We start from the raw sequence: 13,275 nt of genomic DNA, 5'->3' as shown, positions 1-13,275 counted from the left end.
ACCTCATCAACCGCGCGCAAGATGCCGGCGCTCCGCGCATGCAGCGCGCCGGCTTTGCCCAACGGGCGCCGTTAGAACACGTGCCGGACGCCGACGTTGACGCCGGTCGTCGTGCCGGTGGCTTCGTCCAGTGCATTGTTGACGGATAGTCCGGTGTGCATCGCGCCGTGATTGGTCACGAAACCGACTTGTCCATACACCGCAGTGGCCTTCGACAGCGAATACTCCACGCCGGTGGACGCCAACACCGAATTGTTCGACGAGTTGATCCCGTCGCGCGTGACCCACACGCCCGCGTCGACGTTCAGCGCCGGTGTGATGCGATAGCGGGCGCCGCCTGAGTAGACACGATCGTTGAACGACCCCGCCACCTTGTACTGCACGTAGGAAGCCTTCACGGTCAGGTTGTTGAAGACGTAACTGGCGCCGAGCGCGCGGCCGTTGAAGGCGATCGCGCTCGGTATCGCGATCGTCGCAGCGCTGCCGCCCGCATTGCCGCTGTAGAGCGCCGCGTCGACCGTCAGGCCGCCGAGGTGATAGCGCAGGCTCGCCGAGTACTGACGGCCCGCCTGAAAAGCGCCGGCTGTGCCGCCTAACGCCATCATCGCGCTGGCTTGCAAGCCGGCGATTTCCGGCGACGTGTACGAAATGCCGTTCGGGTTGAACAGGCCGGTCACATAGACGTTGTTCAGGTACGTGATGAGGCCGCTGCCGAAATACGACATCTCGCGCGGATCGAAGTCGTACACCGCGAGGAAGAAGGGCGAGAACTGCAAGCCGGCCTTGACCGTACCGAAGCGGCTGTCGATGCCGACCCATGCCTGCCGGCCGAACTCGTTGCCGTTCGAATTGCTGAGCGAGCCGTTGGCAATGCTGATGCCGCTTTCGAGTTCGAAGATCGCGCGCACGCTGCCGCCGAGATCTTCCGAGCCGCGCATGCCGAAGCGTGAACCGGAGAGACCGCTGTCGGTGAACGAGTATTGTTGACCTGCGCTCTGGCCGGTCTTCGGATTAAGCGTTTTGCTGGTGTAGAGGAGGGAACCGTCGACGATGCCGTACAGCGTGACACTGCTTTGCGCATAGGCGCTCTGGGTCGCGCCCAGTGCGCACGCACCCACTAATCCGAGAATGGCTCCAAACCGATTGCGATGACTTGCCGGCATGCTTCGTGTCTCCTTGTTTATTGGAATCAATTGAACTGGCGAAGTAATGCTTGTGCTGCAAGGTTCTGGCGATTTGTTGCGCGATGCGATTTGAACGGGCGATAACACGCCTTCGCAATCTGATAAGGCATGCGAAATATGGGGTCTGCTGGTCCGCGCCTTGAGTCCGGTTGCCTGCCGGGTGTCTCCTGATCGCTGAGGCCGCTCGCGCTACTAAAAGCTCATTGATCGCGTGCTTGCGCACAGGATGCAGGCGCAATTTGGCACGATCGTTCGTTCTGTGTCAACGGGGGAAATCGCTCGGTTGGCCTGCAATGCAGTCCAAAATAGGGAAAACACCTGGCGGGGGGAGGGTGCTTGATTTGTTCTGTAAGGCTATGTAATACAAGGAAATTGGCGACAACAACCGGTTTGGATTACCGTTTGCGTTGTCGCCAAGGCAGTTCTGCAATGCAGAACTTAAAATTTGACTATCGGCAAGCGACTATCTTGGGCGGCTCCCGCCCGAAATGATGTCGTCGTACTGATTGAAGATGCGCCTACCTCCCCGCGCTGCTGGTTGTCCGCTGACCTGGAAGTTGCGAACAGCGCGGAAGTGCAGGTGTCATTGCACGGGCTTTTAATGATTGAACACCCGCGAGTTCTTACCGACGAAGTGCATCGCCGACGACTGCGAAGAGCCTGCGGCAGGGGCGCCGTAACCCGAGCTGTCGCCATAGCCGGACGTGGTGTGCGAAGGCTGCTGATATTGCGTATGCGGCTGATTGCTCTGCATGTCGTGCATCGAGACAGCGGGCGCTGTCGTTGTGTCGTTCATCGGTGTGTTCGGCTGCTGGGCGAACGACAACGTCGGGATTGCGAGGATCGAGGCAATGAGCATGACGTGTTTGAGTGCTTTCATGATGGTTCTCCAATAGTGTGTGATGCGGCCGCGCCGGCCTATCCGGTGGAGGCGTACTCACAGAATAAGCAGCTTTCCTTAACTTCTCCTTAGGCGAGGTTAAACATCTCCCCTTTACTTTTCGAAGCACGAAAATTGCTGCGCGACAGGGGCGAGCACGGTGACGGGTGAGTGCGCGCATAAGCATGTCTTAAGTAAAAATCGTGCTTTCAACGGTAGTGGTCTTTTTTGTTCCGAGAACGTACCTCGCTTAAGCGTCCCTTAATCGATGGTCAGGTAGCGTCGCTCGAATTGAAAAAAAAGAACAGCCTGCCATTGGGTTAATAAAAAAATCTTTTCGAGGTGTGCCTGAGTTTCGCAACGTCATTCAATTGACATTTCGAGCCGCTAAAGTGAAACCGCCGTTTTTTACGGTTTTACTGTACTGACGCGGTAGAGGGATGTCGTTTACTTGACAAAGAAGAAGTACATTTAATCAGGACACCTTTAAAAATGAAAAAGACTTCCATCGCTTTGATGATTTCGGTTGTGATGGCACTTTCGGCGTGCGGCGGAGGCAGTGACAATCCGAGCCCTGCAGCGGCGACTCCGATTCCCAATACGGCGACGGCCGCCGGCTACACCCTCGCGGTATTCGCCCGGGCGCCGTCGGCAACACAGAAGCCGGATTCAATCGTGCAGCTGGGTTCCAGCGTATTCATCGGTTATCAGAACGCCGGCGAAGTGAAGGACGGCTCGGTGCCCGGCATCACCAACCAGGTCGTGCAGTACGACTTGAACGGCAACGCCTTGAAAGTCTTCACGGTGCCGGGTCATGTGGACGGCCTGATGGCGCGCAGCGACACCAACACGCTTTGGGCAATGGCCAATGAAGACGGCAAACCCGAGTTGACCATCATCGACCTGGCTTCGGGCGCGCAGAAGACCTATCAGGCGACCGTCAATCCCACCGTCCACCGCGGCGGCTACGACGATATGCAACTCATCAACGGTGTCGTGTACGTGAGTGCATCGGCTCCCGCGACGCCGGGTGTGGGGCCGACTGTCGTCGCGCTCACGCTGAATGCGAACGGTTCGACTTTCGACGTGACGCCGGTGCTGGCGGGCAATGCTCAGGCCATCGACATCACACCGTCGGTGGGGGGAGCCGCGAACCCGACTTTCAATCAGCCGGTGACGCTGACGCTGACCGATCCCGATTCATTGGCCATCGACCCGACGGGCAAACTCGTGCTGGATAGCCAGGCGGACGGCAAGCTCGTCTTCATCGGCAATCCGGGGCCGAGCCAGAGCGTCAGTGTCCTGACGCTCACGCTGTACAGCGATAAGGACGGTCCGGTCTACCCGGTCGACGATACGCGCTTTGTGCCGGCGGCGGGTCCGACGGGCAAGACGTTCATGCTGTTCACGGACTCCAGCAACACGACTTACCGGGTCGATGCGCCGTTCAAGCAGGGTGACGCGTACAGCGCAGGCCAGGGCCAGGTGATGCAGTTGGACTTGAAGTCCGGCCACCTCACGCCGGTAGTCGCGGGTATCGGTGCCGCATCCGCGCTGCAGGATCCGCACGGGATGCTCTTCGTCGCTCAGTAAGTAGAAAGCAGAGGGCGCCTCAGTGAGTTTCATGAGGCGTCCGGCCGTGGAGCCAGTCCGTTACAGGCGGGATGCCACGGCCACCCGTTTATCTCAATCCTCATCCCAGCCGCGGCGCTCGCGTCTGTCGCGCTCATGCTCCTCATGGCGGTGCCACTGCCGCTCGCGCCATTCCTGCCGCTCATGCCATTCGCGGGCACGCCAGTCGTCGGCATAGCCATATCCCACTGCCGGCGGAGCCGCATAGACAACCGGCGGAGGCGCAACGTAGACAGGCCGGGCGGGCACGAACACCGGGCCGGGAATGCCGATGCCGATGCCCACGTCGACGTGGGCGGACGCGATTGAGGAAGCCACTAATAGCGCGCCGCCGAGAACCACTGATAATTGCTTTTTGTGCATGATTTTCTTTTCTCCTGATGGTTGCGGGCGATGGCAGTGAAGATGGTCCGAAGTTTAGGCAGGACGGCGGATTGCAGGTGCAAGAAGGATGCGAGATTGGTAACACGGAGTAACGGTGTGCAGCCTTAAGGTTGCCCTAATGATTTCCGTGCACCATGAACCGGCTAAACCACCGCTTTTTCTCCGCTGTGTGCAACCCGCCACGCTGTTTTGGGCACGAACCGTCAGTCCATTGCCGAGTCGCGCCATTTCAATTTTTGCCGACTGGCATTCACGATGTAGCAGGAGACGCAATGTTTTTTCCCGCTGATGTTTGGGCGCTCGCGCGTCTGTGGTGCATGTACCCGGTATTGGCCGGCCTTGCGCTCTGGTATTTTTCGCGGGCAGACCGTCTGCTGCAGATGGTTCGCGCCGCTCATTGAACCTCGGCCCCGCCGGGTGGACGCGCAACGGCGTCCGTTGCGACTGCGCGCCAACTTCGCGCTTGCTGCGCCGCGTCATGCGCACCGGCCACCGCGCCGAACCGCAGTTTTTTCCGCCAGATCGCCCCGACTTGCTCTCGCGCGACACGCGCGACTGATCGCCCTACCTTCCGCCAATCCGTTGTCCCACAAGGCTCCGACTGCCATCGGGCAGCTTGCGCGCGGCGATGGTGTCGCATTTCCACATGTGGTTGTCGCAAATAGTCGGCAACGCGTACTTTTTTCTGGCAACTATGTATGCACAGCGCGGACGGACGTCCGCCACGCAGCAAGTATCTTGCATGGGGCCCGAGTAAGTGCTCTGCATGGGGCCGGAGTAAGCGCTGAAGCGCTAACTCCGGCCGACAGCTAAAGCGCTAACTCGGGTCGACGCAAGTACCTTGCATGGGACCCGAGTAACCGCTAAAGCGCTAACTCGGGTCGACATAGGAGAGTATTCAATGAATTCCCCGAAGGTCGTGGTCGAAGGGCTGTGCAAGGTGTTCGGCACCAATCCGAAGCAGGCGATTGGCATGCTGGCAGGCGGCGCGACGAAAGAGGACGTGTTCGCGCGCACGGGTCACATCGTCGGTGTCCACAACGTATCGTTCGAAGTCAAGGAAGGCGAAATCTTCGTGCTGATGGGCCTCTCCGGCTCCGGCAAGTCGACGCTGATTCGCCTGATCAATCGCCTCGTCGAGCCGACCGCCGGTAAGGTGCTGATCGACGGCCGCGATGTGGCCAGCGTGCCGCGCTCGGAACTGACGGCGCTGCGCCGCAAGGACATGAGCATGGTGTTCCAGTCCTTTGCGTTGATGCCGCAGCGCACCGTGCTGTCCAACGCGGCATTCGGGCTGGAAGTGGCGGGCCTCGGCCGCAAGGAACGCGAGAAGCGCGCGATGAGCGTGCTGGAGCAGGTCGGCCTCGCGCCGTTCGCGGAAAAGCTGCCCGCGCAGTTGTCCGGCGGCATGCAGCAGCGCGTGGGTCTCGCGCGGGCGCTGGCGGTCAACCCCTCGCTGATGATCATGGACGAGGCCTTCTCCGCGCTCGATCCGCTCAAGCGCAAGGAAATGCAGAACGTGCTGCTCGATCTGCAACGCGAGCAGCAGCGCACCATTCTGTTCGTCTCGCACGATCTGGAAGAAGCGATGCGCATCGGCACGCGGATCGCGATCATGGAAGGCGGCAAGGTAGTGCAGATCGGCACGCCGCAGCAAATCATCACGAATCCCGCCGATGATTACGTGCGAGCGTTTTTCGAAGGCATCGACACTAGCCGTTATCTGACGGCCGGCGACCTGATGCAGACCGACGCGGTGCCGCTCATGCAGCACTCGCTGCAGATCGACGCATCGAGCGTAGCCGCGACGCTCAACGGCAGCGCCGACTACGCGTTCGTGCTCGACGGCGAGCGCAAGATTCGCGGTTTCGTGTGCCGCGATGCGATGGGCAGCGCGTCGCCGCAGCTCAATCACATCGAATGTATCCGCCGCACTACGCCTTTGGACGATGTCGTCGAACGCGTCGTGGCGAGCCGTGCGCCGTTGCCGGTCGTCGAAGCGGACGGCTCCTATTGCGGTTCGGTCAACAAGACGAACGTGCTGAATGTTCTCACGCGCCACCGAGGTTCCCATGTCTGAAATCATTCCACTTGGCGCCTGGGTCGATCACGGCGTTCACTACCTGCTCGACCATGATGCGAAAACCTTCGATTCCATCGGCAAGGTCATCGAGAGCTTTGCCGCGGTAGTCGAGCACAGCCTGCAAGCGGTGCCGATGTGGGCGCTGATGGCGTTTTTTGTCGGTATCGGCTTGTGGCGCGTGGGCTGGCGGTTCGCGCTGTTCACCTTGCTCTCGATGCTGCTGATCTACGGCACCGGCTTCTGGGATCAGATGGTGATCACGCTCGGCCTTACGCTCTCGTCGACCTTGATCAGCCTGCTGCTCGGCGTGCCGCTCGGCATCTGGACGGCGAAGAGCCGCACCGTCGAGATGATCGTGCGCCCCGTGCTCGACCTGATGCAGACCATGCCCGCGTTCGTGTACCTGATTCCGGCGGCGATGCTGTTCGGTCTCGGCCGCGTGCCGGGGATTCTTTCCACCGTGATCTTCGCGATGCCGCCTGCCGTGCGCCTGACGTCGCTCGGCATCAAGCATGTGAACCGCGAAATCGTCGAAGCAGGGCAGGCGTTTGGCTGCACGCCGTGGCAATTGCTCTACAAGGTGCAGTTTCCGAATGCGTTGCCCTCGATCATGACCGGCGTGAACCAGACGATCATGATGGCTTTGTCGATGGTGATCATCGCCTCGATGGTCGGCGCAGGGGGTCTCGGTAACGACGTGCTGGCCAGTATTCAGCGGCTCGATATCGGGCTCGGCTTCGAAAGCGGTCTCTCGGTGGTGATGCTCGCGATCATTCTCGACCGCATCACGGAAAGCTTCGGCCGCTCGCCGGGCATGGCGCGGGCGCCGCTGCTCTCGGGCATCCGCAGTGTCATGAAGGTGCGCCGGGCGCCGGCGGCGCAACATAGCTGAGCCGCCTCTATGAAGCGCGACGCGATCACACCTGTCGAGGCCGAATCCGAATCGCCGCTGTCCGGGCTTGCGCATTTCGGCTTTCTGACGCTGCCGAATTTTTCGATGATCGCCTTCACCAGCGCGGTCGAAGTGTTGCGTATGGCCAATTACGTGGGTCGCGCGCAGCACTACACCTGGTCGGTGATCACGCCGGACGGCGAGCCGGCGCGAGCGAGCAACGGCATCACCGTGAAGCCGACCACGACGCTGGCCGCGGCGGGCATGCCGGATGTGCTGATCGTCTGTGCCGGCTGGCATGTGCGTGACTATGTCGACGACACGATTATCGCGTTGCTGCGCGACGTTGCGTCTAAGGGCATTCCGCTCGGCGGCATCTGCACCGGACCGTATGCGCTGCTGGCCGCGAACCTGCTCGACGGTTATCGCTGTACCGTGCATTGGGAAGACATGTCGCCCTTGCACAAGCGCTATCCGCACGTGCATTTCGCGGATGAACTGTTCGTGATCGACCGTGACCGGATGACCTGCACCGGCGGCACCGCGCCGCTCGATCTGATGCTGAACCTGGTCGGCATGCGCCTCGGCCACGCTGTCGCGGCGCAAGTGTCCGAGCAGTTCATCGTCGAGCGGATTCGAGGGTCGACCGATTATCAGCACATTCCCGTCGACGCGCGGGTCGGGTTTTCGCGTGCGGAACTGATCGAAGTCGTGCGGCTGATGGAGGCGAATATCGAAGAGCCGTTGTCGCTCGATGAACTTGCGCGGCTCGTGCATCTGTCTCAACGCCATTTGCAGCGCATGTTCAAGATGTTTCTGAGCGTATCGCCGACGCACTATTACCTCACTCTGCGGCTGCGCCGCGCGCGCGAACTGCTGCGCAACACGGATGCGTCGATCGCGCGCGTCACGGCCGTGTGCGGCTTTCATTCGCCGTGTCATTTCAGCAAGGCCTACCGCGCGCAGTTTGGTCACGCGCCGAGTGTCGAGCGGCGGCTGTCGGCGTGAATCGCTCGGCATAAGCGAGCCGCGCATAAAAAAGTCCGCGTAAGAAAATCCGCTTAACCAAACCAGTCAAGCATCAATCACCCTGAGGGAACGCCATGAAACGTTTGTGGGCTGCGTCGTTGTGCGCGCTGTCGGTCTCGTCTGTCTTTGCCGCGGAACCTGCCACGTGCCGGAATGTCCGATTTGCCGACGTCGGCTGGACCGATATCGCGGCGACTACCGGGCTTGCATCGACAGTGCTCGAAGGGCTCGGCTACAAGCCGACCAAGACTATCGCCTCGGTGCCGATCACGTTCGCCGGCGTGAAGAGCAAGCAGATCGACGTGTTCCTCGGCTACTGGTCGCCGACTATGGACCCGATGATCGATCCGTTCAGGAAAGCCGGCCAGCTCACCGTGCTGCCCACGCCGAATCTGACCGGCGCGAAATACACGCTGGCCGTGCCGGACTACGCGTATCAGGCGGGCATCAAGTCTTTCACCGATATCGCCAGTAACTACGACAAGCTCGACGGCAAGATCTACGGCATCGAACCGGGCAATGACGGCAATGCGCTCATCAAGAAGATGATCGACAGCAACCAGTACGGCCTCGGCAAGTTCAAGCTGGTGGAATCGAGCGAGGCCGGCATGCTGGTCGAAGTGAATCGCGCGATTCGCGACAAGAAACCGATCGTGTTTCTCGGCTGGGAACCGCATCCGATGAATGTGCAGATGAAGATCGACTATCTGACCGGCGGCGACGACGTATTCGGCCCGAACTACGGCGAAGCCAAAGTGATGACGGTCACGCCGAACGATTACTCGACGCGCTGCCCGAACGTCGCAAAGCTCGTGTCGAACCTGCACTTCACGACCGATATCGAGAACCACGTGATGCTGCCGATCATGAACAAGACGGATCCGAACAAGGCGGCGCGTGATTGGCTGAAGGCGAATCCGGGCGTGCTTGATAAATGGCTCGCGGGCGTGAAGACCTTCGATGGCAAGGATGGCTTGCCGGCGGTGAAGGCTTATGTAGCGGGAAAGTGAGGGTTTAGTTTTCGCGCCGTTGGGGGCGGCGCGAAAACCCGCTTCAAATCGCCCGAGCCCGCCCCGGAAAAGTTTCGTCATACCCACCGCTATCTTCCGCTTCCGCCGCCGTGCCGCGCTGTTCGCGGTACATCATCGGCGGCAAGCCGAACTGTTTGCGAAACTCACGGCCCAGATGCGACGCATCGGAAAACCCGCAGCTCGACGCGATATCCGCCACGGTTTTATCCGAACTCGTCAGCAGCCAGGCGGCTGTGCGCAACCGCACCTGCTTCGCATACGCCTGCGGCGCCTTCCCAGTTTGCGCCTTGAAGAGCCTTTCAAGCTGACGCGGTGACAAATCGAGCTTGCGCGCCAGTTCATCCAGCGACAACGAACGCCCAACATGCTGCTCCATCAGCAGAATCGCGCGCTTCACTTTCGGATGCGCGGCTGGGGCCAACCCGGGTGGATGCGGCTGCGGCGCATTCCCCTTCTGCATGTCGTCGACCAGCAGAATCCGCAGCGCCTTCTGCACGGTGGCCGTTTCAAAGTGGCGCAACAAAATTGCCGCCGCCACGTCAATCGACGCCCGCCCGCCGGAACACGTAATACGCCGCCGATCGATCACGAACAACCGATCCGCCACCAGCGCCTCCTCATTGACCGACGGAAAGCGCTCGATGAAATCCCAGTAGTGAAACCAGCTCACGCAGATGCGGTGCCCTTCCAGCACGCCCGCTCGCATCAGCGAGAACACACCGGTGCACATGCCGACGAGCGTCGCATCGGTGGCGGCGGCGCGGCGGATGAACGCCAGCGTCGCGTCGTTCGCGGCCGGCCCCGAATGCAGCAGGCCACCCACCACCACGACGTAATCGAACGGCTCGGCTTTGTCGAACGTCTCCCACGGCGTGATCTGGATGCCGCAACTCGCGCGCACCGGAGCGAGGGTTTCCCCTATCACGCTCCACGAACAGCGCACGGGCTTGCTGAAATCGCCTTCATCCGCGGACAGGCGTAGCAGGTCGACGAACCCCGAGAACGCCGTCAGCGTGAAGTTCGGCAGCAGGATGATGCCGAAGCGGATGCGCTGCTTCGAGGTGCCGTCGATCGATTGAAGAGGAAGCGGTTCAGCGGAATTCATGCATGCAGCCAGCAAGGGAAAAGGGTTGAATCAAGCATAGCACCGGGGATAGAGGGCGCTTTAACGGCATCGCTCATTGGGTCACGATCCAGACCATTCAACGGGCCATACATCAGGCTCATCAGGCCCATCCGGGTAGCACCAGCATCGCCAGCCGCGCCCGCACGGCCTGTCGCAAATGCGTCAGAAGTCATCGCAAATCCGCCGCCGCGCTTGGCCGGCGACCCGCTTGACGCCACTATCCCACTGTCATGCCGTTTTTATTCTATCGGTCCAAATTGACGTGCGGTGCAATAGGGGCTAATTCAAGCCGAACCCGGCAACCCAGGCATCGCAACGCATAAGGCACGCCATGAACGTCAGCGTCTTCGATCTGTTCAAGATCGGCATCGGTCCCTCCAGCTCGCACACAGTCGGGCCGATGATCGCTGCATGCCGCTTCGCCTCGCATATCGAAGACGCCAACCTGCTCGGCTTCGTGCGCCGCGTCAAGGCCGAGCTGTTCGGCTCGCTCGGGGCGACCGGCAAAGGGCACGGCACGGACAAGGCGGTGCTGCTCGGACTGGAGGGCAATCTGCCCGATCTGATCGACCCGGACCTGATCGAGCCGCGTTTGCAGGCGATCCGGGAGACCAAACAGCTGGTGCTGCTCGGCAAGCACCCGGTCAAATTCGACGAGCGCGAACACCTCGGTTTTTTCCGCAAGCTGATGCCGGGCGCACCGGGTTCGAGCGTCGTGCATCCGAACGGCATGCGTTTTCAGGCCTTCGACGAAAACGGCCAGCTGCTGGTGGAGAAAGAGTATTACTCGATTGGCGGCGGCTTTGTGATCAATCGCGAAGGTGACCGCGTCAACGGCCTGCGCGCCGGCGCGGAAGCGCCTTATCCGTTTCGTACCGGCGACGATCTGATGCGCGTGTGCCGCGAAACCGGTTTGTCGATTGCGCAGGTGGCCTTGCGCAATGAATGCGCGTCGCGGACCGAACAGGAGGTGCGTGAAGGTCTGCTGGCGATCTGGCGCGTCATGTCCGCTTGCGTCGAGCGCGGCTGCAAGGTGCGTGGCGAGCTGCCCGGCCCGATGCACGTCAAGCGCCGCGCCGCCGACCTGTGCGCGCAATTGCGTTCGCGTTCGGAAGAGTCGCTGCGCGATCCGCTGTCGATGCTCGACTGGGTCAATCTCTACGCAATGGCCGTGAACGAAGAAAACGCCGCCGGTGGGCGCGTGGTCACGGCGCCGACCAACGGCGCGGCCGGCGTGATCCCCGCCGTGCTGCATTACTACGTGAAGTTCATGCATGCATCGAACGACGAAGGCATCGTCACCTTCCTGCTGACGGCTGCTGCGATCGGCATCATCTATAAGGAAACCGCCTCGATCTCGGGCGCCGAAGTGGGCTGCCAGGGCGAAGTGGGCGTCGCATGTTCGATGGCCGCCGCAGCGCTCGCAGCGGTGATGGGCGGCACGCCGACGCAAGTGGAAAACGCAGCGGAAATCGGCATGGAACACAACCTCGGCATGACCTGCGATCCGGTCGGCGGCCTCGTGCAGATTCCCTGCATCGAACGCAACGCGATGGGCGCGATCAAGGCGCTGAACGCGGCGCGCATGGCGATGAAAGGCGACGGCCAGCACTACGTGTCGCTCGACAACGTGATCAAGACGATGCGCGAAACCGGCGCGGATATGAAGACGAAATACAAGGAGACGTCGCGCGGCGGCCTTGCCGTGAACGTCATCGAGTGTTGAGCAGGTGACGAAGCAACGTACCGACAGTACCGAAAGTATTAACAAGGACCAACGATGAGCCGCTATTCGATATTCAGCCTGTTGCGCAACGGGATGTCGTATCACGAGAACTGGGAGCGTCAGTGGAAGAGCCCGGAGCCTAAGCGTGAGTACGACGTGGTGATCGTCGGCGGCGGCGGCCATGGTCTCGCCACCGCCTATTACCTCGCGAAGGAGCACGGCGTGCGCAATATCGCCGTGCTGGAGAAGGGCTGGATCGGCGGCGGCAATACCGCGCGCAATACGACCATCGTGCGCTCGAATTATCTGTGGGACGAATCGGCCGCGCTCTACGAGAAAGCGATGAAGCTGTGGGAAGGCCTGTCGCAAGATCTCAACTACAACGTGATGTTCAGCCAGCGCGGCGTGATGAACCTCGCGCACACGCTGCAGGACGTGCGCGACACCGAACGGCGCGTGAATGCGAACCGGCTGAACGGCGTCGACGCCGAATTCCTCACGCCGGCGCAGATCAAGGAAATCGAGCCGACCATCAATCTGAACAGCCGTTATCCGGTGCTGGGTGCGTCGATTCAACGGCGTGGCGGCGTGGCCCGGCATGACGCGGTTGCGTGGGGTTTTGCGCGCGGCGCGGATCAGGCGGGGGTCGATATCGTGCAGAACTGTCAGGTCACGGGGATTCGCCGTGACGGCAGCCAGGTGGTCGGCGTGGACACCACGAAGGGTTTCATCAAGGCGAAGAAAGTCGCGGTGGTTGCGGCGGGCAATACGTCCACGCTCGCCGATATGGCCGGCATACGGCTGCCTTTGGAGAGCCATCCGTTGCAGGCATTGGTGTCCGAGCCGATCAAGCCGGTCGTCAATACAGTGGTGATGTCGAACGCCGTGCATGCGTATATCAGCCAGTCCGACAAGGGCGATCTGGTGATCGGCGCGGGCGTCGATCAATACACCGGCTTCGGGCAGCGCGGCAGTTTCCACATTATCGAAGGCACGCTCGAAGCAATCGTCGAAATGTTTCCGGTGTTCTCGCGGGTGCGGATGAATCGCCAGTGGGGCGGCATCGTCGACGTGTCGCCGGATGCGTGCCCGATCATCAGCAAGACCGACGTGAAGGGCCTTTATTTCAATTGCGGCTGGGGCACTGGCGGCTTTAAGGCGACGCCGGGTTCCGGCTGGGCCTATGCGCACACGATCGCGAGGGACGAGCCGCATCCGCTGAACGCGCCGTTCTCGCTCGACCGTTTCTACACCGGTCATCTGATCGATGAACACGGCGCTGCCGCTGTTGCCCATTAACGCTGACGG

The 13,275-nt window shown here is 61.1% G+C and carries 12 protein-coding genes; 7 read left to right on the top strand and 5 right to left on the bottom strand.

Annotated features, from left to right (window positions below):
* Positions 1-71 precede the first annotated feature (71 nt).
* Both ACAX43_RS19185 and ACAX43_RS19180 read right to left on the bottom strand, forming a co-directional pair.
* On the bottom strand, positions 72-1,163 hold the full coding sequence (locus ACAX43_RS19185; protein ID WP_370709989.1) for a porin: 1,092 nt from the start codon (positions 1,161-1,163) through the stop codon (positions 72-74).
* A gap of 619 nt (positions 1,164-1,782) precedes the next feature.
* Positions 1,783-2,064: a hypothetical protein gene (locus tag ACAX43_RS19180; protein WP_370709988.1), complete on the bottom strand. Its 282-nt coding sequence runs from the start codon at positions 2,062-2,064 to the stop codon at positions 1,783-1,785.
* 492 nt (positions 2,065-2,556) lie between these two features.
* On the opposite strand from ACAX43_RS19180, the gene ACAX43_RS19175 reads away from it, so the two are divergent.
* A complete protein-coding gene (locus tag ACAX43_RS19175) occupies positions 2,557-3,657 on the top strand; it encodes a hypothetical protein (RefSeq protein WP_370709987.1) in 1,101 nt (366 codons plus the stop codon).
* A gap of 93 nt (positions 3,658-3,750) precedes the next feature.
* On the opposite strand, the gene ACAX43_RS19170 is transcribed toward ACAX43_RS19175, so the two are convergent.
* Both ACAX43_RS19170 and ACAX43_RS19165 read right to left on the bottom strand, forming a co-directional pair.
* Positions 3,751-4,059: a hypothetical protein gene (locus tag ACAX43_RS19170; protein WP_370709986.1), complete on the bottom strand. Its 309-nt coding sequence runs from the start codon at positions 4,057-4,059 to the stop codon at positions 3,751-3,753.
* Between the two features lie 224 nt (positions 4,060-4,283).
* Positions 4,284-4,478, bottom strand: a complete 195-nt coding sequence (locus ACAX43_RS19165; protein WP_370709985.1) for a hypothetical protein — start codon at positions 4,476-4,478, stop codon at positions 4,284-4,286.
* A gap of 503 nt (positions 4,479-4,981) precedes the next feature.
* Here ACAX43_RS19165 and ACAX43_RS19160 point away from each other — a divergent pair.
* The 4 genes from ACAX43_RS19160 (at position 4,982) to ACAX43_RS19145 (ending at position 9,094) form a co-directional block, all read left to right on the top strand.
* On the top strand, positions 4,982-6,160 hold the full coding sequence (locus ACAX43_RS19160; RefSeq protein WP_370709984.1) for a glycine betaine/L-proline ABC transporter ATP-binding protein: 1,179 nt from the start codon (positions 4,982-4,984) through the stop codon (positions 6,158-6,160).
* Complete coding sequence (gene choW / locus ACAX43_RS19155; protein ID WP_370709983.1) at positions 6,153-7,055, top strand: choline ABC transporter permease subunit; 903 nt, start codon at positions 6,153-6,155, stop codon at positions 7,053-7,055. The genes ACAX43_RS19160 and choW overlap by 8 nt, the downstream gene beginning before the upstream one ends.
* Positions 7,056-7,064: 9 nt before the next feature.
* On the top strand, positions 7,065-8,063 hold the full coding sequence (locus tag ACAX43_RS19150) for a GlxA family transcriptional regulator (RefSeq protein WP_370709982.1): 999 nt from the start codon (positions 7,065-7,067) through the stop codon (positions 8,061-8,063).
* Positions 8,064-8,158: 95 nt separating this feature from the next.
* Positions 8,159-9,094, top strand: a complete 936-nt coding sequence (locus ACAX43_RS19145) for a choline ABC transporter substrate-binding protein (RefSeq protein WP_370709981.1) — start codon at positions 8,159-8,161, stop codon at positions 9,092-9,094.
* Positions 9,095-9,137: 43 nt separating this feature from the next.
* On the opposite strand, the gene ACAX43_RS19140 is transcribed toward ACAX43_RS19145, so the two are convergent.
* Positions 9,138-10,220 carry a GlxA family transcriptional regulator gene (locus ACAX43_RS19140; RefSeq protein WP_370709980.1) on the bottom strand — a complete coding sequence of 361 codons (1,083 nt, stop codon included), beginning with the start codon at positions 10,218-10,220 and terminating at the stop codon, positions 9,138-9,140.
* Between the two features lie 352 nt (positions 10,221-10,572).
* Here ACAX43_RS19140 and ACAX43_RS19135 point away from each other — a divergent pair, with 352 nt between their 5' ends.
* Both ACAX43_RS19135 and ACAX43_RS19130 read left to right on the top strand, forming a co-directional pair.
* The gene (locus tag ACAX43_RS19135; RefSeq protein ID WP_370709979.1) at positions 10,573-11,967 is read left to right on the top strand and encodes an L-serine ammonia-lyase; all 1,395 of its coding nucleotides are present in this window, start codon (positions 10,573-10,575) and stop codon (positions 11,965-11,967) included.
* Between the two features lie 54 nt (positions 11,968-12,021).
* Positions 12,022-13,266: a sarcosine oxidase subunit beta family protein gene (locus ACAX43_RS19130; protein ID WP_370709978.1), complete on the top strand. Its 1,245-nt coding sequence runs from the start codon at positions 12,022-12,024 to the stop codon at positions 13,264-13,266.
* The last annotated feature ends 9 nt before the right edge of the window (positions 13,267-13,275 follow it).

The sequence above is a fragment of the Paraburkholderia sp. IW21 genome (genome assembly GCF_041321145.1).
GTDB lineage: Bacteria > Pseudomonadota > Gammaproteobacteria > Burkholderiales > Burkholderiaceae > Paraburkholderia.
The sequence above is the reverse complement of the archived record's forward strand: the minus strand, read 5'-3'. Positions and strand labels throughout refer to the sequence as shown.